This window comes from Parabacteroides sp. B2-S-102, from assembly GCF_023656665.1.
Taxonomy (GTDB): Bacteria; Bacteroidota; Bacteroidia; order Bacteroidales; family Tannerellaceae; genus Parabacteroides; species Parabacteroides distasonis.
The window spans coordinates 93,129-112,681 of record NZ_JAMOKM010000014.1; the positions used below are offsets into that span (position 1 = coordinate 93,129).

General features: G+C 45.4%; 15 protein-coding genes. 8 read left to right on the forward strand and 7 right to left on the reverse strand.

What is annotated here, in order from left to right:
- Positions 1-1,443, reverse strand: a complete 1,443-nt coding sequence (locus NBH07_RS16330) for an alpha-amylase (RefSeq protein ID WP_009017311.1) — start codon at positions 1,441-1,443, stop codon at positions 1-3.
- Between the two features lie 105 nt (positions 1,444-1,548).
- Here NBH07_RS16330 and NBH07_RS16335 point away from each other — a divergent pair, with 105 nt between their 5' ends.
- Positions 1,549-3,315: a glycoside hydrolase family 13 protein gene (locus NBH07_RS16335; protein ID WP_121956769.1), complete on the forward strand. Its 1,767-nt coding sequence runs from the start codon at positions 1,549-1,551 to the stop codon at positions 3,313-3,315.
- Between the two features lie 97 nt (positions 3,316-3,412).
- Complete coding sequence (locus tag NBH07_RS16340; RefSeq protein ID WP_005857281.1) at positions 3,413-3,664, forward strand: GlsB/YeaQ/YmgE family stress response membrane protein; 252 nt, start codon at positions 3,413-3,415, stop codon at positions 3,662-3,664.
- A 112-nt stretch (positions 3,665-3,776) separates the two neighbouring features.
- Here NBH07_RS16340 and nhaA read toward each other — a convergent pair whose 3' ends face one another.
- The 6 genes from nhaA to NBH07_RS16370 all read right to left on the reverse strand — a co-directional run bounded on the left by nhaA (position 3,777) and on the right by NBH07_RS16370 (position 11,146).
- Positions 3,777-5,138, reverse strand: a complete 1,362-nt coding sequence (gene nhaA / locus NBH07_RS16345; protein WP_009017309.1) for a Na+/H+ antiporter NhaA — start codon at positions 5,136-5,138, stop codon at positions 3,777-3,779.
- A gap of 112 nt (positions 5,139-5,250) precedes the next feature.
- Complete coding sequence (locus tag NBH07_RS16350; RefSeq protein ID WP_005857283.1) at positions 5,251-6,459, reverse strand: cation:proton antiporter family protein; 1,209 nt, start codon at positions 6,457-6,459, stop codon at positions 5,251-5,253.
- A gap of 107 nt (positions 6,460-6,566) precedes the next feature.
- Complete coding sequence (locus tag NBH07_RS16355; protein ID WP_005857285.1) at positions 6,567-7,166, reverse strand: IMPACT family protein; 600 nt, start codon at positions 7,164-7,166, stop codon at positions 6,567-6,569.
- 3 nt (positions 7,167-7,169) lie between these two features.
- Entirely contained in the window at positions 7,170-7,391 is a 222-nt protein-coding gene (locus tag NBH07_RS16360; RefSeq protein ID WP_005857287.1) for a hypothetical protein, read from the reverse strand.
- Positions 7,388-10,243, reverse strand: coding sequence for an excinuclease ABC subunit UvrA (uvrA, locus tag NBH07_RS16365; RefSeq protein WP_005857289.1), 2,856 nt, complete (start codon positions 10,241-10,243; stop codon positions 7,388-7,390). Before uvrA ends, NBH07_RS16360 begins: the two co-directional genes overlap by 4 nt.
- A 156-nt stretch (positions 10,244-10,399) precedes the next feature.
- Positions 10,400-11,146 carry a potassium channel family protein gene (locus NBH07_RS16370; RefSeq protein ID WP_005857292.1) on the reverse strand — a complete coding sequence of 249 codons (747 nt, stop codon included), beginning with the start codon at positions 11,144-11,146 and terminating at the stop codon, positions 10,400-10,402.
- A gap of 197 nt (positions 11,147-11,343) precedes the next feature.
- Between NBH07_RS16370 and gadC the strand changes: the two genes are divergently transcribed.
- The 6 genes from gadC to NBH07_RS16400 all read left to right on the forward strand — a co-directional run bounded on the left by gadC (position 11,344) and on the right by NBH07_RS16400 (position 19,552).
- A complete protein-coding gene (gene gadC / locus NBH07_RS16375) occupies positions 11,344-12,831 on the forward strand; it encodes a glutamine/gamma-aminobutyrate antiporter GadC (RefSeq protein WP_005857294.1) in 1,488 nt (495 codons plus the stop codon).
- 160 nt (positions 12,832-12,991) lie between these two features.
- Complete coding sequence (locus NBH07_RS16380; RefSeq protein ID WP_005857296.1) at positions 12,992-13,204, forward strand: hypothetical protein; 213 nt, start codon at positions 12,992-12,994, stop codon at positions 13,202-13,204.
- A 138-nt stretch (positions 13,205-13,342) separates the two neighbouring features.
- Positions 13,343-14,899 carry a DUF4435 domain-containing protein gene (locus NBH07_RS16385; RefSeq protein ID WP_156682370.1) on the forward strand — a complete coding sequence of 519 codons (1,557 nt, stop codon included), beginning with the start codon at positions 13,343-13,345 and terminating at the stop codon, positions 14,897-14,899.
- Between the two features lie 98 nt (positions 14,900-14,997).
- The gene (locus NBH07_RS16390; RefSeq protein WP_039848603.1) at positions 14,998-16,764 is read left to right on the forward strand and encodes an ArnT family glycosyltransferase; all 1,767 of its coding nucleotides are present in this window, start codon (positions 14,998-15,000) and stop codon (positions 16,762-16,764) included.
- A 24-nt stretch (positions 16,765-16,788) separates the two neighbouring features.
- Positions 16,789-18,030: an anaerobic sulfatase-maturation protein gene (locus tag NBH07_RS16395; RefSeq protein ID WP_005857302.1), complete on the forward strand. Its 1,242-nt coding sequence runs from the start codon at positions 16,789-16,791 to the stop codon at positions 18,028-18,030.
- Entirely contained in the window at positions 18,020-19,552 is a 1,533-nt protein-coding gene (locus NBH07_RS16400; protein WP_008779793.1) for a TldD/PmbA family protein, read from the forward strand. The genes NBH07_RS16395 and NBH07_RS16400 overlap by 11 nt, the downstream gene beginning before the upstream one ends.
- The last annotated feature ends 1 nt before the right edge of the window (position 19,553 follow it).

The window sequence follows — 19,553 nt, forward strand, 5'->3', positions numbered from 1 at the left end:
TTAAGCCTTGACCCAAACAGCCAATTTGCCTCCCTTGACAAGGAAACGGCCCTTCCCTTCCTCATCAATCGCCACGGTATCTTTTACCGAGCCTGTGATCTCATGCCATACCTCGCCTTTCCGGTTCTCCCCCACAGACATTGTTTTCTCTCCATCTTCCCCGTTCGAGATAACCACCGCCAAGCCCGAATCAGCATGTCCCAGATCTCCCAAGCGTACGAAGCCGATCGTGTTCGGATGATCAAAATAATCCACCTCTTCCCCGTACGCATATTCTTTCCGGGCACGCAATAGCATATCCAATACCTTACGATGGGGAGATTTCTTCCCTTTTACGCCATAATAATCCCCATAAAAGATGCACGGATACCCTTTCTTCATCAACAGGATCAAACCGTAGGCGGAAGGTTTGAACCAATCCTTCACCTGCGACTCCAAAGAACTGTTTTTCTGGGAATCATGGTTATCCACGAAGGTGACGGCTTGATCCGGGCATATCTCGACCAAGGTCCCTTTTAATAGATCGCGTAAATCATAGTCACGACCTTTCTCGGAAGCCTCATTCAAGTTATAATGTAAGGCTACGTCAAACAAATCCACGTTATATTCTACTTGCGACAGGTAAGCCTCCAACGATTCGGTATCGTTTTTCCAATATTCCCCGACAGCGTAGAAACCCTCTCCCCGATCCGCTCTCACCGCCTCCAGAAAATGCTTGATAAACTGGTCGTTCATATGCTTGATCGCATCAAGGCGCATACCGTCCAAGTTTAGTTCGTTCGATACCCAGATCCCCCAGTCCTGCATCTCACGCACGACTTCAGGGTTATCGAAATCCAGATCGGCGAACATGAGATAGTCGTAATTTCCATTCTCATCATCGACTCCCTCACTCCAATGTTTTCCCTCTCCCAGAATCTGGAATATACCTTCCTTCTTGCGGGACACATCATAGTCCGTCCCGGAGAAATGAAACCAATGCCATTTAAAATTAGAATACATATTGCCACGCCCCGGGAAGTCGAAGCCGGTCCATCCCTCTATCTCATGGGGTTCGCTGGTAGCGTTTTCCCGTTGCCCAGGATCTACCTCTTGCGCCATAAACCACTCGGTATAATCGGCTCCCGCCTTATGGTTCATCACGGCATCCAGATATACGCCAATCTGGTTCCGGTGAAGTTCCTCGATCATTTCTTGAAGTTCCTGTTTAGTTCCATACTTGGTGCGTATGGTCCCTTTTTGGTCGAACTCCCCCAAATCATATAGATCATAGGTTCCATACCCCTCGTCCGCTTGCTCATGGCCTTTGTAAGCGGGTGGGATCCATACGGCGCTGATCCCGATCTCATGTAAATGCGAGGCGTCATCCTTCAGCCGTTTCCACAGCATTCCATCGTTCGGCAGATTCCATTCGAAATACTGCATCATTACTCCATTTTCCATATGTTTCTTCTATTTGTTGATAAAACAACACTTCCCAAGCGTCATAAGTTGCTGAAACTAACCACCACATCCTTTTGTTATAGTAAAAAACTAAAGAATAATAAGATGGATTCAAAGCATGTTACAGAGAGTACGTCCGGTCAAGAGGACATTCAAAAGACTTGGTGGAAAGAAGCGATTATATACCAAATCTATCCCCGTAGCTTTCAGGACAGCGATGGCGACGGAATCGGTGACTTAAACGGTATCACCTCCCGCTTGGATTATATACAAAGCTTGGGTGTGGATATCATCTGGTTAAACCCGATCTTTCTCTCTCCCAACGATGATAATGGTTACGACATCAGCGACTATCGGGAAATCATGCGGGAATTCGGTACGATGGAAGATTTCGACCGCCTCCTGAAAGAGATTCATAAACGGGAGAAGCGACTGGTACTGGACTTGGTAGTAAACCATACCAGCGACGAGCATCCTTGGTTCGAGGAAGCCCGTAAATCCAGACATAATCCCTATTATAATTATTACCATTGGTGGCCGGCCGAGAAAGGTGAGCCTCCCTTGCGCCTCAGCTATTTCGACGAGGAAGGCAACGCTTGGACGTATAACAAGCCAACCGACTCGTATTACCTGCATTATTTCTCCCGGAAACAACCCGACTTAAATTGGGAGAACCCGGAGGTACGCCAAGAGATTTTCGATATGATGCGCTTCTGGTTCGATAAAGGGATAGACGGTTTTCGCATGGATTCTATCTCTCTTATCGCCAAAGATCCCTCATTCCCTCTCATAGATTCCAAGAAATATCCGGATATCTTTTCTTTCTATGCCAAAGAGCCTCGCCTACACCTCTATCTTCACGAGATGAATCGGCAGGTATTAAGCAAATACGATTGTATGAGTGTTGGAGAAGGTTCGGCCGTGATGGTAGATGATGTCGCTAAATTTGTCGATCCGGCCCGGGAAGAGTTGAATATGCTTTATCATTTCGACGCCGCCCGCATCCGGAATACAACCCTACCGGACAATCCGGAATCCGGTATAGACTATAGCTTGATCGCCCTAAAGAAGATGTTTACGGAATGGGATAAGGCGGTAGATAAGGGTTGGCCCTCGATCTACTTGGGTAATCATGACCAGCCCCGTATGGTCAGTCGCTTTGGTAGCGATAAGGATGAGTTCAGGGCCTTGTCCGCCAAGATGCTTATTACTTTTCTGCTTACGATGAAAGGAACGCCTTATTGGTTCGCCGGGGACGAGATAGGTATGCGTAACATTCGGTTCGACCGTATCGAGAATTATAACGATATCGATACGATCAACCGCTATAAGAAAGCGAAAGCAGAGGGTAAAGATCCGCAGGCGGTATTGGACGAACAGAAAGAGACCGGACGAGACAACGCCCGCACTCCTTTCCAATGGGATCGCTCGCCGGAAGCGGGATTTACGGCAGGAACCCCTTGGTTAAAGGTAAATCCAGATTATACTTGGATAAACGTAACGGACGAAGAAAAAGATCCGACCTCCATACTTAATTATTTTAAGAAAGTAGTCAGCTTCCGTAAGGAGAATCCGAGTTTGATTTATGGCAGTTATCATTTGTTGGATGCGGAGAATCCCCAATCCTATACCTTCTTACGCAAGACTGGGGCCGACACTTATCTGATTATGCTCAATTTCTCCCCCAAGGCGGCAATCTCCACTCCGGGGATAGATATGAGTAACGCACACGTCCTATTGGACAATTACGGGGCCCGAAGTCATATGGCGCCTCAAAAAGATATCACGCTCCGTCCTTTCGAAGCGATTGTCTTTCAATTGAACCATCCCGTCTATGAATCCTTCATAGATTCGCTAGATCTTTTGGAATGATTCGTTAAAAAGAGGTACAAAGCGCAACTAAAGACTTTTAGGATGTGTTTAAATACAAAGCATCAGAACTTTTTAATAAAATATAAAACTATTCATTATGGGATTTATTTGGTCTATTATCATCGGTATCGTAGCCGGTTATCTGGCTGGTAAGATTATGCGTGGAGGAGGTTTCGGGGTCATTGTTAATTTGATCCTAGGTATTATTGGAGGTGTATTGGGTGGCTGGGTATTCAGTTTACTAGGCATATCGGCCGGTGGTATCTTAGGGAGCTTGATAACCTCTACGGTCGGAGCTATTTTGTTATTATGGATCGGCTCGCTATTCAACAAATCCAAAGAGGTTTAAGAAGGCGTGCTCAATTATCAAATCATATATTACATGGCAACAAGATCTCACGAAACTTTAGTTACGGCATAATATAATGTAAAAGGCAGTCCTTGCCGGACTGCCTTTTTATTTAGATCGTTTCCACTTTTTCTTTAGGTAAAACCCATTTCAATACCAGATAACCGCAAAGACCGGATATAAACGATCCCGTGAATACACCCAGCTTCGCCTGATTCAAGAGATCGGCACCCGCCGCCGTACTGCCGTCAAAGGAAAGATTCGCTATAAACAAAGCGACCGTGAAACCGATTCCTCCCAACATGGATACTCCAAATAAATTACGCTTACTCATGCCTGTAGGCATGGAGGCAAATGGCGTACACGCAAACAAGTAAGAGAAAGAGAATATACCTAATGTCTTTCCTACAAATAGGCCCACGAACACTGCCAACGGTACATTAACTAATGTCTGGGGTTGGATATCCCCGAATGTCACACCGGCATTCACGAAAGCGAATAAAGGAAGTATCACATAGTTTACCAAAGGATGCAACTTATCAGCGATGGTCTGCAACGGACTGATCGTTTTATCCGCCAACGTATGGATGTTATTCAATACCTGAATTTGTGTAGGTGTAAGTACTTCCGCTTTACGCGACTGACGAACCTCGGTATAGTCCAGCATATTCAAATACCCGGTCATATCACACGTGAAATCATCTAGCTTAACAACCGGACGGGCTGGAACCGTAAAGGCGATCAACACGCCGGCGATTGTCGGATGGATTCCTGACTCCAGAAATAGCAGCCAAACGATAAAGCCACCGATATAGAAAAACAATCGGTTGTGTACCCGGAACTTTCCTCCCACATACAACAAAGCGAGGACTATCAGGGATATCAACAAAGGCTCGAAAGCGATATGCCCGCTATAAAACAGGGCGATAATTATGATACCTCCAATATCATCCACCACAGCCAAGGCGGTCAAGAAGATACGCATGCTCAACGGCACCCGCTTCCCCAACAAGCCCAATACGGCCAAGGCGAAAGCGATATCCGTAGCCATCGGAATAGCCGCCCCGTTTACCTCGGGAGGCGTATTACATACTAACATATAAAATAAGACCGGCACGATCATTCCACCACAGGCGGCGATAATAGGCAATAGCGCCTTCCGCACGGAACTCAACTCGCCGATCAATACCTCTTGCTTGATCTCCAGACCGATCACGAAAAAGAAAACCGCCATAAGGGCGTCGTTCACGAAAGCCAGCATAGACATGGTCTCGCCATGATGCGCGAAGAAGTTAAACTGCCCGGCTTGCAGATCGATTGGAAAAGCTAATAACTGGTGATACTTATGTGCCCAAGGCGAATTGGCCAAGACCATAGCAACGATGGTAGCGGCAAACAATAAAAGACTGGCGTTCGGCTTCTGTATAGCGAAGCGACGCAACGGTTTAAGGATAACATTAATCGTACGGTCCATAAATAATAAGTTAGATGAAGGTCTTCAACAATTGATCGTACTATGACTATTCCCGTTCCCTCCCGAGAGGGAAACGGGATATCATCTTGAAATACCTTCAAGTGTTTTTCTACTAATTGACAGCTTTGGCTTTTCCTGCTTGCTCCAGGTTATAAGCGCTGCGCGTGAGTTTCTCTACCCAGATGACAAATATACCAGTTAAAATTAAATTAAACACAATAGTTAACACAGAAATTATCAACATCGGGCCACCTAATCCATATCCTAAGGCTATGAAAATAACGCCGGCTCCTACCTCTCCACGGGTAAACATACCGATAGACAGCGCCAAACGCTCCCGTTTCATCCGGTCACGGTAGAAAAACAAAGGAAATAGTTTACCGATATTGGATAAGAATGAGACGATTACGACGTGTAAAGCGATCATTGACCATGACATCATCGGCTGGGAACCTGTCACCGTAGTTACTTCCGCCGCTTGCTGAGCGAAATCCACGCCCATAAACACCGGCATGCTCACTCCGACAAGGAACATAAAGAGATAAGAGATAAAATCGGACACTTGATGCTCGATCTTGGTATCGATATGCTTATGCCGCATGATCATACCTACGACAAACGCAGGTAAAAGTACCTCGATATGGATGCTAGCCTCCTCCCCGTACATATGTTTCGATACCAGATAAATCACTTGCGTGATACCAAACGTCACGACAGCATAGAACAAGATGGCTTTCCAGTCTTGACGTACATTATAATATCCCATTTTCTTCCAACCCAGAATCAAGAGCAATACCACAACCAGAATAATGACTCCCAATTGCCAGCGCAAGCCGATCATCATGATTTGCAACGGGATCATCAACAGGATCGTATCCAAGTCGTCGAAGATCGCCAATACCTGTACCTTCTTATACACCCAAGAGGCTTTTAGCCCGGCGGCGGCCAACATCGTAAACAAGATACCCGCCGAGGTAGGCGCGGCGAACCGGCTTAGCAACAGGTTCTCCTTCCAAGCGTCCCAACTTCCCCATAAATCGCCCGGAAGCAAGACAAACATATAATATAAAGCCACGAATATCCACGGAAACGCAGCCGTAGCCATCGCTATGAAATAATCTTCGGTATAAGACTTCCACCGGGTCTTATCAATCTCGAACTCACGCCCCACATTAATCATGATAAACGCAAGGCAAATAAACAAAAATGTATTAGAGATCGTCTTTACCAGCGAATACTGTTCCCCCACCATAGCGGGAAGCATTTGCGACACGACCAAACCCAACACTAGAAAAAAAGAGAATAAAAGAACTTTTTTCATTCAGATAAAACTATATTAATATTTACACAATAAAATGCAGGGGCAGGGTTCCTCATGAGCCTTGTCTCTACAAAAAACAATTGAAAATTGAATTAGTTGATCGCTTGCTACTCTTTTAGATAAGCGGTCTCAACCTTTAACAAGCGATTCTTGAGGCGTTCGGCCTCCCCTTTACGGATACGAAGCGTCATCTCGCAATCCATCTCGAACTTCTGTGAGATGATAGCGGGGTTATCCTCTTTTACGATACGCATGATCCCGTTCAGGTATGGGTATTCGAAAACGACCGTGATGTCCTCGTCTACCGTACGTTCCTCGATCTCTGCGGCGGCGATAGCCTCGGCGGCGGCCGTGCGATAAGCGACGATCAGCCCGCTGGTTCCTAACTCGATTCCACCAAAGTAACGTACTACGACAATCAATAAATCGGTCAGCTCATTCGAGTTGATCTGTCCGAGGATCGGTTTCCCGGCCGTGGAAGAAGGCTCCCCGTCATCGTTGGCCCGGAACGTCTGCCGCTCTGGACCTAACATATACGCCCAGCATACATGGCGGGCATCATAATATTGTTTACGGTATTTCTCCAGTTGCTCCTTCACCTCTTCTACCGTACGCACGGGGATAGCATACGAGATAAAGCGGCTGCGCTTCTCGGTATAATATCCCTCGGCTACTTGCTTGATGGTCTTGTAACTGTCGTCTGCCATAAATCAATCCGGTATTTTAGTGTTAGACACTTCCTCCCGGTACGCCCGGAAATCTTTCATGATCTCTTCGATCTCCTCGATGAAATAAGGATCTTTCACCTTATTCCTCACCTCCTCATAATAGGTCTCTATGGCAGCCAACGCACATACGTCCTGCCCTCTCAGCACGAAGTAAGGTTCCTCCTTCTCCACGCACTGCTTGATCATTTGTATAGGATTCTTCATTTTTTCTTATTTGCTATATCTAACTCTTCTTTCAAGAACGGAGCCGTAAACCCGACGCCACTCTTTGCTAAAGCTTCCGGAGTTCCGGTAAAAAGGACATTGCCTCCACGACGACCGCCCTCGGGACCCATATCGATCAAGTAATCGGCGCTCTTGATAACATCGAGGTTATGTTCGATAACGATGATCGTGTTGCCTTTATCCACCAACTTGTTCAATACCCCCAGCAAGACCCGGATATCCTCGAAGTGCAGACCGGTGGTAGGTTCATCCAATACATAAAGCGTCTTTCCCGTATCCCGCTTCGCCAGCTCGGTAGCCAGCTTGACACGTTGGCTCTCGCCACCGGATAAGGTAGTAGAGGGTTGCCCCAACTTGATATATCCCAGACCTACATCTTGCAGGACCTTGATCTTGGATAAGATCGTCGGGATATTCTCGAAGAACTCCACTGCCATATTAATCGTCATATCCAAGATATCCGCAATTGATTTCCCACGAAAACGAACCTCTAGGGTTTCCCGGTTATATCGCTTGCCGTGACAATCCTCGCAAGGCACCAGCACGTCCGGTAGGAAATTCATCTCGATCGTCTTATAGCCATTTCCCTTACAGGTCTCGCACCGTCCGCCCGATACGTTAAAAGAGAAACGTCCCGGTTTATACCCTCTCACCTTCGATTCCGGAAGTTCCACGAACAGATTCCGGATATCCGAGAATACCCCCGTATAGGTAGCCGGGTTGCTCCGGGGGGAACGACCGATCGGAGATTGATCCACATTCACGATCTTATCTACATGCTCGATTCCCTCGATGACGTCGTATGCCAAGGGGTCTTCCAGCGAGTGATAGAAATGCTGGCTCAAGATCGGTTGCAGCGTGCGATTTATCAAGGTAGACTTTCCGCTACCCGACACACCCGTGACGCAAATAAGCGTACCCAAGGGAAAAGACACGTCCACATGCTTCAGGTTATTGCCACTGGCTCCCTTGATCGTAATAAACTGCCCGTTGCCTTTCCGACGCTCGGCAGGAACGGCTATCTCCGTGTTTCCATTCAGATAGGAAGAGGTCAAGGTATCTACACGCAACATCTCCTTGGGCGTTCCCTCAAAGACGACCTCACCACCCAGACGGCCCGCTTTAGGCCCCATATCCACCACGTAATCGGCACTCAGCATCATATCCTTATCATGCTCCACGACGATCACGGAGTTTCCCGTATCACGCAATTGTTTCAGGGAATTAATCAAACGGACGTTGTCCCGTTGGTGTAAACCGATACTCGGCTCATCCAATATATAAAGTACGTTCACCAATTGACTTCCGATCTGGGTAGCCAAACGGATACGCTGGCTCTCACCGCCAGACAAGGTAGCGGAACCCCGGTTCATGGAAAGATAATCCAATCCCACATCCAGCAAGAAGCGCAGGCGGGAGCGTATCTCCTTCAATATCTCCGTAGCGATCCGAAGCTGTTTCGGGTCCAGCTTCTCCTCGATACCCTCCAGCCACTCGTATAATTCCGAGATATCCATGGCCGACAACTCGGCGATATTCTTTCCCGCTATCCGGTAGCTCAACGCCTCCTTATTCAATCGCCAGCCGTTACATTCCGGACAAGTGGCCATCTTGATGAATTGTCCCGCCCATTTCTGCGCCGAGGCGGATGCCTCGCTCTCCTGTTGCATCAAGATATACTTGGCGACTCCCTCATACGACAAAAAATAGTTAGACGATCCTAACGAGTCATTCTTGATCTGCAACCGCTCGTCCGTACCGTTCATGATCTCGTCCATCGCCTCCTCGGGAATATCCCGTATAGGCGTCTTGATCGTCACGCCATGCTTTTGGCAAAGCGCCTCAATCTGCCAGAATATCAACGAATTCTTATATTTACCCAAAGCGACGATGCCACCGCTATATATACTTAAGGATGGATCGGGAACGATCTTGTCCATATCCAACAAATTGACCTGTCCTAAGCCTTTACATTTCGGACACGCTCCTTGAGGGGAGTTGAACGAGAAATTATGCGGAGCCGGCTCACTGTAAGACAATCCGGTCACCGGGTCCATCAAACGACGACTATAATGGCGAACCTCGTTAGTCTCGGCATCCAGTATCAGCACAAGGCCATCGCCTTGCTTCATGGCGATCTTCAAGCTCTCTTTCAAACGACGCTCGTCTGCCTCGGAGACAATCATCTTATCGATCACCACCTCGATGCTGTGCATCTTATAACGATCCAGCTTCATCCCATGGAAGATCTCTTTCAACTCGCCATCGACACGGACGTTCAGATATCCTTTTTTACGTATCTGCTCGAAAAGTTCCTTATAGTGCCCCTTACGATTACGGACCAACGGAGCCAAGAGATACGTTTTTTTCCCGTTGTACTCATCCAAGATCAGCCGTAAGACTTGATCCTCGGTATATTTCACCATCTTCTCCCCGCTCAAATAGGAATAGGCCTCTCCCGCCCTAGCGTAAAGCAAACGGAAAAAGTCATAGATCTCGGTAGTCGTACCGACGGTGGAACGAGGATTCTTATTGGTTGTCTTTTGCTCAATGGAGATAACCGGACTCAGACCCGTTATCTTATCCACATCGGGTCTCTCCATATTCCCTAAGAAATTCCGGGCGTAAGCCGAGAATGTCTCCACATACCGCCTTTGTCCCTCAGCGAAAATCGTATCGAACGCCAATGATGACTTGCCGCTACCACTCATGCCGGTAATCACCGTCAACTTATTCCTCGGAATCTCTACATCTATATTCTTCAGATTATGAACACGTGCGCCAAGTATGGATATGCGCCCGCCTTCCAATGCCTGCTTATCTTTTATCATCTTTTACCTATCTGGTTTTAGGGGCCGTAAAGATACGAAAAAAACAGAAGCCAATCAAACTTTCCAGCAAATCATAGTGTAATCTCCGCCACTTCCTCCAGCCTGTTTGTTCCCTACGGGAAGACCTCGCAGTATCCACTGTAGGAACTAGAGTTTCTATTTATCCTTCACCTCTGGCTGGGGAGAAGGAGCCTGCATGTTCTCATAAAACCTTTTTTTCTCCTCGTTACTTTTTTGGACAAGGCTTGTCACATATACCGTAAATATTGGAAACATCATCATGCCCAAAGCAGCCAATACGACCGAAAGGACTCGCCCCGTAACCGTAATAGCGGATATGTTAGAGCCAACCGTTGTCACATCCATAAACGCCCACCATAGAGCGTCCCCATAATTAGCCACCAACGGGTTCACCTTGTGCTCCAAGACAAAAAATATAAGACTTGAGAAATAAACCGTGGCCAGCAACATCGTCAAGTAAGAGACAAACAAGCCCGACGCCTTATTGTACGACAACCATCCCACCACGATCGCCAACGCATACCCACCCCGTACCAAAGGAACGAAACGTAAGAAATAACTAAGCTCGGGTGAGGTGATAATATGATAATATTCTATTATATTTTGGTAAGGGATCGCTACGAGCAAGAAAATAAAGTGCGTTCGCAAATAACGTAATTTATCTTTCGACAGGAAAAATTCCAAAACAAAATCGAAAAGAAAAAACAAACAGATCCATAATTGAATCTTCTTATAAGAAGTTTGCGTGTAAAAGGGAATATTCTTAAATGTATCGATGGAGATACTGATAACCAAGAACAGCGACAACAATAGTATAATGATATGTAACACACCATATACTCCCTTCTTTCTCAATGCGAAATCAAATACGGCCATTTTCATAAGCGTTACTATTTATTTAATTATAATCCTTTTCATTTTGGTTTATGACAACAAACCTCATATACCATTTGTTTAAACAGCGAAATGTGTTAATTAACCAAGTTTTACGTAGCAAAAACAAAACATCTTCTTTGATTCGCTGTTATAAACTCAGACTTAAACGAGAGAAGTAATTCTCATTTTTAAAACATAAATCTATGGCAAATATCAACAAGACAGTAAAGCTAGGTGTGTTTACCCTAGCAATCATGAACGTGACGGCAGTAGTATCTTTACGCGGACTGCCAGCAGAAGCCGTATACGGACTAAGTTCGGCTTTCTATTACTTATTCGCGGCAATCGTATTCTTAATCCCGACCTCTTTGGTGGCAGCGGAATTAGCGGCAATGTTCCAAGACAAACAAGGTGGTGTATTCCGTTGGGTAGGTGAGGCCTATGGAAAACGTCTAGGCTTTCTGGCTATCTGGGTTCAATGGATTGAAAGTACGATCTGGTATCCGACAGTATTAACTTTTGGAGCCGTATCCATCGCCTTCATCGGTATGGATCATCCCGAAGATATGCTGCTGGCGAATAACAAATACTACACATTAGCGATCGTGTTAATTATTTATTGGCTGGCTACATTTATCTCACTAAAGGGATTGAGTTGGGTTGGAAAAGTAGCGAAAATCGGAGGTATGGTAGGTACTATCATACCAGCGGCGTTACTCATCATTTTAGGTATCGTATACCTAGCGACTGGCGGGCATTCCAATATGGATTTCCACAGTAACTTCTTCCCCGACTTCAGTAAATTCGACAACTTAGTCTTAGCCGCAAGTATCTTCCTTTTTTACGCAGGTATGGAAATGGGCGGTATTCACGTGAAAGACGTTGACAATCCTTCTAAAAACTATCCGAAAGCTGTATTTATCGGTGCCTTGATCACCGTTGTAATCTTCGTACTAGGAACTTTTGCGTTGGGTATTATTATCCCAGAGAAAGACATCAATCTTACGCAAAGTTTATTAGTGGGATTCGACAATTACTTCAAGTACATTCATGCCTCATGGTTATCCCCAATTATCGCTATCGCTTTGGCATTTGGCGTATTAGCAGGAGTATTGACATGGGTCGCTGGTCCTTCCAAAGGTATATTCGCAGTTGGTAAAGCAGGTTATCTGCCCCCGTTCTTCCAGAAGACCAATAAGATCGGCGTACAGAAAAACATCCTTTATATCCAAGGAGCGGCTGTTACACTTCTTAGCTTATTATTCGTGGTAATGCCATCCGTACAAAGCTTTTATCAGATCTTATCACAGCTTACGGTGATCTTATATTTAATAATGTATATGTTGATGTTCTCCGGAGCGATCGCATTACGTTATAAGATGAAAAAGGCAGGTCGTCCTTTCCGTATCGGAAAAGGTGGCAATGGCTTGATGTGGTTGATCGGAGGTTTAGGATTCTGTGGTTCCTTATTAGCGTTCGTATTAAGTTTCATTCCTCCTAGCCAGATTTCTACAGGAAATAATACGGTTTGGTTCGCCGTTCTCTTCATCGGTGTAATTGTTGTCGTTGCGGCACCGTTTATTATCTATGCGTCTAAGAAAGCATCTTGGGTAGATCCGAACACTGAATTCGAACCGTTCCATTGGGAAGTAAAAAATGACGTATCCGAGACGAATACGACAAAAGCATAACACACATTCATCTCGATAATAACCTAGTCCGGGCTGCGAAAATATTGTAGCTCGGACTTTTTCGTAAAAATAGCACAGAATATTTACGTTTTATTATGTGTATTATAAAAATGTAATTATCTTTGCGATAGTATTCATAAAATAAAATATCAAAAGAACTATGGCACGTACAGTAGATTATTCAAAAAAGGCAGAGAAAATCAAAGAGCAAGTAGATGAATTAGTACAAGAATTAATGGCTGCTAAATCGGCTCCGGTAGTTTCCAAAAGAAGCTTAAAAGTAGCTGACATCAATTTCGAGAACGAGGATGTTAATACATTAATGCAAATACAAGCTCGCCTCGCTCGCGTTATCTTGGAGAAGAGCAAATAAGAAAAAACTCTGCTAAGGTTTTAATAAAAGTGCCTTTCCCGTCTTTAAGGATGTTTCGGAAAAGGCACTTTATTTTTTAGGTCTCGTGCGAACTTTCAAAGAAAAAGCTTATCTTTGAAAACCTAATCAATAACATGTATGGAACTAACACTCCCAACGAAAGTTAATGTGACACATCCCATCATGCTAGACACGAAGATATTAGTCGTGATCGGAGCGAACGGTGCGGGAAAAAGCTCTTTTGGCAGAGATTTATTGGAGAGATATGCGGGTCAAGCGAAAAGAATATCCGGTATACATGCCTTATTCATCAGCGATGACGAATCTAAATTATCGGCCTCCAATGAATTCGCACGTTTACAGTCTATGATCAAAGAACGACTGTTCATGCCACGTATTTCTGAATACGAGAAACTGATTTTGCAACTCCAGAGCGAGGAGTTCGAGGCGGCAGTCAATTTCAAGGAAGCCTGCAAGACTAATAACGAAGTAGATCCTCCGATCACCAAGATAGATATTATACAAGCGATCTGGGAAAAGATGTTTCCGCATAATCGTCTGATACGAAAGTCGGGATTTATCGAGCTTGTATCCACGGGGCGTGATTCAAATTCCTACACCGCCGGACGCATGAGCGATAGCGAGAAACTGGTGTTCTACTTGATTGGGGCCGCATTATGCGCATGCCCGAACGCCTTGCTCGTGATCGAAGAGCCGGAAACCCTTCTCCACAACTCCATAAAGAACCAGCTTTGGGACGAGATTGAGGCGATACGTCCGGACTGTACGTTTGTTTATCTCACACATGACATTGATTTCGCCACCTCCCGCTCCGACAGCAAACGGATCTGGATTCGTTCTTACGACGCGGATCATTCCGTATGGGATTACGAGTTGATCGAGAGTAATGAAAGTTTCCCGGAAGAAGTATATATGGAAATACTTGGCAGCCGGAAACCGATCTTGTTTATCGAAGGGACCGACACGAACAGTATCGACAGCAAGCTTTACCCCTTCATATTCCCCGATTATTTGGTGAAACCGATGGGTGGTTGCCAAAAAGTAATCGAGACAACCAAAGCGTTCGGCCAACTGAAAGACTTCCATACATTAGATAGCAAAGGTATCGTAGATCGTGATAGGCGTACACAAGGAGAAATAAACTATCTACGGGAACAACATATTTATGTACCGGACGTAGCGGAAGTGGAGAACCTATTGATGATAGAGGATGTGATCAAGACGGTCGCCAAACGGTTGATGAAAGATCCGGACGATGTTTTCAAGCAAGTGAAAGAAAACGTAGTACGTCTTTTCCAAAAAGAACTGGACTCGCAAGTAATCCTTCATGCCAAACATCAAGTCCGTAAAAAACTGGAGACTACCGTTGATCGCAAGATAACGACGGTGGAGCAATTAACCGAACATGTAGAGAGTATCCGTCTGAACATCCATGTGGAAGAAATATACAAAAACATAAAAGAAGAGTTCGAGTCTTATATAGAAACGGAGAACTACAAAAGCATCCTCCGTGTTTATAATCAAAAAGGGATGTTACCACAGAGCCGCCTATGCGCAATCTGCGGTATCAGTAACAAAGAGAGTTATTTAAACCTGATTCTCTCCATATTAAAGGAAAACAAGGAGGATGCGGAAGCGATACGAAAGGCTATCAAATATTCATTGGGCACATAAAAAGTTTCTAAAAATGCGGGGAAAGTCCATAAAAAATTGTTCTTTTGCAAACTGTTTTATAACATTAATGGGCCAAAGCCCTATATATTAATTGTCATATGCGTACACCTACACTTCAATATCTTTACTTGCAAAAGCCGGTAACCATGATGGTAGTAATCTGTATTATATCTGTGTTACCTTGGATCGGCCTCGGCGACTTCTCCACCAAAGGGGAACCCCGGGAAGCGGCCGTAGCGATCTCCATGCTCGAGACGGGCAATTGGGTCTTGCCACAATCCTACGCCAACGAGTTCGCTTTTAAGCCACCGATGGCGCATTGGTTAATGGCTGCTTTCTCCTATCCACAGGGATATGTTTCCGAGTTCACCTCCCGCTTGCCATCGGCTTTAGCCTTTATTTCCTTGATCGGGTTCGTATTGGTCTTTTTCGGTAAACGAATCGTAAAGTTTCAGGAGGCATTCATAGCGACCCTCCTATTGGTCACCTGCGTAGAGATACATCGGGCGGCCATGACGACTCGGGTGGATATGTTGCTCACTACTTTCATCGTCATAGGGCTTTTCCAGCTATATCGATGGGAAGATAAATTAGAGCTGAAAGGACTTCCCATATTCATACCTTTATTATTAGGATGCGCCGTTCTGACCAAAGGACCGGTAGGCGTAGTATTGCCCCTATTCGTATTCGGCATTTATCTATTAATGTTAGGTCAATACAGTTATCTCACCATATTCAAGACTTTATTATATGCGGGAATTTCCTCTTTATTCCTACCGATGTTGTGGTATACCGCCGCATGGAAGCAGGGGGGAGATGAGTTCCTTAATGTCGTATTAGCGGAGAATTTCGCTCGTTTCTTACACCTAAACACTCCTGAAATTTCCTATGATCTGGGGCATGAGAATGGTGTTTGGTACAATTTCATGACGTTGGCGGCAGGCTTTATACCTTGGACTATTTTCTTTTTCTTCTCTTTATTCGGGCTGAAACTTAGCAAGCCTGAGCAACCTATTAAAGAGATCTTAAAGAATACGTGGAAACGTATCCGCTCCATGGAAAAAGTTCGTTTATTTAGTTTGGTTGCTTTAATCGGCATCCTTTTCTTCTATTCGATCCCTTCCAGTAAACGAAGCGTATATTTAATGCCGGCTTATCCGTTCATTGCCTTGTTCTTGGCTCAGTATGCCTTATATATTACAGAATACCGTACGAAAGTAACTCGGGTATTCGCTGCCTTTTTAGCTTCCGTAGTAAGTGTCGTCATGATAGCGATCTTGCTTACGGTATTCGGTATTATTGATCCTGTTGGTATCGTCGGTCAATATACACAAAACGCATCGACCTTGGACATGGTACGAATGGTATCAAAAGTATTGGTTCATCCCAGCACGCTTACGATCTGTATTATCTTCATAAATCTATTGATATTAGGAACGGTCTATTACCAGATGTTCAAGAAAATAAATATCAAGATTCTCTACGCTACGATAGCCTTGACATTCTCGGTTAATTTATTAATTGATGGTGTCATTATGAGAGGTATTCGTGAAGGGGATTCTTGCCGTGTTTTCGCTGAACGTATCCTGAAAGAATATCCATTGAATAAAAAGAATGTATATGTCGTAAATAACCTTCGGATTTATCGGAATCTGTACGGGTTAAACTTCTATATGGGAAATATCTTCCATGACTTCGATAAAGAAACACCCGCCAAAGGTTATTTCTTGATCGGAGAAAATGAGATGGAAAAGGTACTTTCCACATACGGGGATAAATATACCTTCCGTACACTGACTAAGTCCGATCAAACGTTCAGCGAACTAAAACAAAAAATTGTACTTAGCGAGTTCGAGTTGAAATAGAAATGTAACATCTAATAATATACCATGAATAGTTCCTATATTTCCCCTTTCGCTAAGCCGGTCTACATCATGTTGAAACCGATTGGTTCTGTTTGTAATTTGGCATGCGAGTATTGTTATTACCTTGAGAAAAGCAAGTTCTATCCGGATGTAAAGAATCACATCATGACAGATCAGATACTCGAGAAGTTCATCAAGGAATACATGGAATGCCAAACCATGCAAGAAGTCTTGTTTACATGGCATGGAGGCGAGACGCTGATGCGGCCGATCAGCTTCTATAAAAAAGCCTTGGAGTTGCAGCGTAAGTATGCGGGAGGACGGCAAATAGATAACTGTATCCAAACCAATGGTACCCTATTGAATGATGAGTGGTGCCAATTTTTCAAGGAAAATAATTTCTTGGTGGGTGTATCTATCGATGGCCCGCAAGAGTTCCACGACGAATACCGTAGGAACCGGCAGGGACTCCCCTCTTTCTATAAGGTGATGAAGGGAATCGAGTTGCTGAAAAAACATGGGGTAGAGTATAACGCCATGGCCGTCGTGAATGATTATAACGTGGATTATCCGCTGGAATTCTATAATTTCTTCAAGGAACTGGATTGCCGTTTCATCCAATTCGCCCCGATCGTGGAGCGTATCGGCCGGCACAAGGAAGGCACCAAGCTATCTTCTCCCGAGGAGCAAGACGCAGCGATCGAGCTAGCTCCGTTCTCGGTAGATAGCGAGAAATGGGGGGATTTCCTTTGCGCCTTGTTCGACGAGTGGCTAAAAGAGGATGTCGGCAAGTTCTACATCCAATTATTCGATTCCACCTTGGCGAACTGGGTAGGCGAACAACCCGGGGTCTGCTCCTTGGCTCGCCATTGCGGTCACGCCGGGGTAATGGAGTTCAATGGCGACGTATATGCTTGCGACCATTTCGTATTCCCGGAATACAAACTCGGGAATATCCAAACAAAGACATTAACGGAGATGATGTACAGTCCGGTACAACAAAAGTTTGGAACGGATAAAGAAGATAAGCTCCCTACGCAATGCAAGGAATGCGAATATCTTTTCGCTTGCCATGGAGAGTGCCCGAAAAACCGGTTTCTCCATACGCCGAATGGAGAGCCGGGACTAAATTATCTATGTAAGGGATACAAGAAATTCTTCAAGCATGTAGCTCCTTACATGGACTTTATGAAAAAAGAATTATTGAATCAACGTCCACCCGCAAACGTGATGGATTGGGCTAAACAACAACAACATGAATATTAACAGACGTGATTTCATTAAAACAGGAGGTATGGTTATGCTTGGAACATTAGCGGCTCCTTCCTTACTAGGAAGTTGCACCGGTAGTGAGGGGGATAAAGCAGCCGGTATTTCATTCGCTATGAATTATTTCAAGGTGAGTGAGGGGGATTTGAGGAAGGTATTGGCGGCAGCCTTGGAGAAAGGCGGGGATTATGCCGATTTGTTTTTCGAGCATTCATACAGGAACAACGTGGGGTTGCAGGATGGTGCCGTAAACCGTGCCTCATCCAACATCGATTTTGGGATGGGCGTACGAGTCTTGGCTGGTGACCAAACGGGATACGCCTACGTAGAGAACGTTACCTTAGACGAGATGCTGAAGGCGGCTCGCACGGCCGCACGGATCGCCACCGGATCGGCGAACACCACCGCAATAAACCTGACGGAAAAAGCGTGTACGAACAATTTCTATAGCGTACAAACACCTTGGGACGAGATAGCCATTAATGACAAGATGCCTTTCTTGCAGAAACTGAACGATCAGATCTTCGCCAAGGACAAGCGGGTCACCAAGGTGATGGCCTCTTTGGGAGACACGACCTCTCATATCTTATTCTGTAACTCGGAAGGGCAGATTTATTACGATTATCGCCCGATGAGTGCTTTGAGTGCCGTCTGTATTATGGAGGATAACGGGAAGATCGAGAACTCGTACGCCGCACGGGCTTTTCGTATGGGAGCGGAATTCCTGACGGACGACCTGATCGACGAGCTTGCCCAAGAGGCGGTGGATAAGACCTCTATCTTATTTCAGGCGATCAAGCCTAAAGGCGGGGAAATGCCCGTTGTCATGGGTGCCGGTGGCTCTGGCATCTTATTGCACGAGGCGATCGGCCATGCTTTCGAGGCGGATTTCAACCGTAAGAACACCTCTATTTTCTCTGATCAACTGAACAAGAAAGTTTGCAACGAGCATATCAACGTGGTGGACGACGGCACGATTCCTTTCAACCGGGGCTCGGTCAATATCGATGACGAGGGTGTGGACGGACAAAAAACCTATATCGTACGGGAGGGAGTCTTGACCAGTTATCTGCACGATCGTATCAGCGCGAAACATTACGGCATCCCCTCTACGGGCAATGGCCGCCGGGAGTCTTTCCGTCAGATGCCTATCCCCCGTATGCGTGCCACTTATATGGAAGCGGGCAACGTGACGGAAGAGGAGATCATCTCTACCGTAAAGAAAGGTATCTATGCCGCCAACTTCACGAACGGGCAGGTACAGATCGGCGCGGGCGATTTTACCTTCTTCGTGAAGGATGGTTACTTGATCGAGAACGGCAAGCTTACCCAACCTATCAAGGATATCAATATCATCGGTAACGGCCCGAAAGCGTTGGCGGATATCACGATGGTGGGTAATAATTATAAAATGGATAACGGCACATGGACCTGCGGTAAGGATGGACAGTCTTGCCCGGTAACCTGCGGTATGCCGTCGGCCTTAGTCAGCAAACTTACAGTAGGAGGAGAAAACTAAT

What these genes read in the sequence shown, in the direction of transcription:
- NBH07_RS16330 (WP_009017311.1), bottom strand. Translation starts at nt 1,443, where the DNA reads ATGGAAAATGGAGTAATGATGCAGTATTTCGAATGGAATCTGCCGAAC.
- NBH07_RS16335 (WP_121956769.1), top strand. Translation starts at nt 1,549, where the DNA reads ATGGATTCAAAGCATGTTACAGAGAGTACGTCCGGTCAAGAGGACATT.
- NBH07_RS16340 (WP_005857281.1), top strand. Translation starts at nt 3,413, where the DNA reads ATGGGATTTATTTGGTCTATTATCATCGGTATCGTAGCCGGTTATCTG.
- nhaA (WP_009017309.1), bottom strand. Translation starts at nt 5,138, where the DNA reads ATGGACCGTACGATTAATGTTATCCTTAAACCGTTGCGTCGCTTCGCT.
- NBH07_RS16350 (WP_005857283.1), bottom strand. Translation starts at nt 6,459, where the DNA reads ATGAAAAAAGTTCTTTTATTCTCTTTTTTTCTAGTGTTGGGTTTGGTC.
- NBH07_RS16355 (WP_005857285.1), bottom strand. Translation starts at nt 7,166, where the DNA reads ATGGCAGACGACAGTTACAAGACCATCAAGCAAGTAGCCGAGGGATAT.
- NBH07_RS16360 (WP_005857287.1), bottom strand. Translation starts at nt 7,391, where the DNA reads ATGAAGAATCCTATACAAATGATCAAGCAGTGCGTGGAGAAGGAGGAA.
- uvrA (WP_005857289.1), bottom strand. Translation starts at nt 10,243, where the DNA reads ATGATAAAAGATAAGCAGGCATTGGAAGGCGGGCGCATATCCATACTT.
- NBH07_RS16370 (WP_005857292.1), bottom strand. Translation starts at nt 11,146, where the DNA reads ATGAAAATGGCCGTATTTGATTTCGCATTGAGAAAGAAGGGAGTATAT.
- gadC (WP_005857294.1), top strand. Translation starts at nt 11,344, where the DNA reads ATGGCAAATATCAACAAGACAGTAAAGCTAGGTGTGTTTACCCTAGCA.
- NBH07_RS16380 (WP_005857296.1), top strand. Translation starts at nt 12,992, where the DNA reads ATGGCACGTACAGTAGATTATTCAAAAAAGGCAGAGAAAATCAAAGAG.
- NBH07_RS16385 (WP_156682370.1), top strand. Translation starts at nt 13,343, where the DNA reads ATGGAACTAACACTCCCAACGAAAGTTAATGTGACACATCCCATCATG.
- NBH07_RS16390 (WP_039848603.1), top strand. Translation starts at nt 14,998, where the DNA reads ATGCGTACACCTACACTTCAATATCTTTACTTGCAAAAGCCGGTAACC.
- NBH07_RS16395 (WP_005857302.1), top strand. Translation starts at nt 16,789, where the DNA reads ATGAATAGTTCCTATATTTCCCCTTTCGCTAAGCCGGTCTACATCATG.
- NBH07_RS16400 (WP_008779793.1), top strand. Translation starts at nt 18,020, where the DNA reads ATGAATATTAACAGACGTGATTTCATTAAAACAGGAGGTATGGTTATG.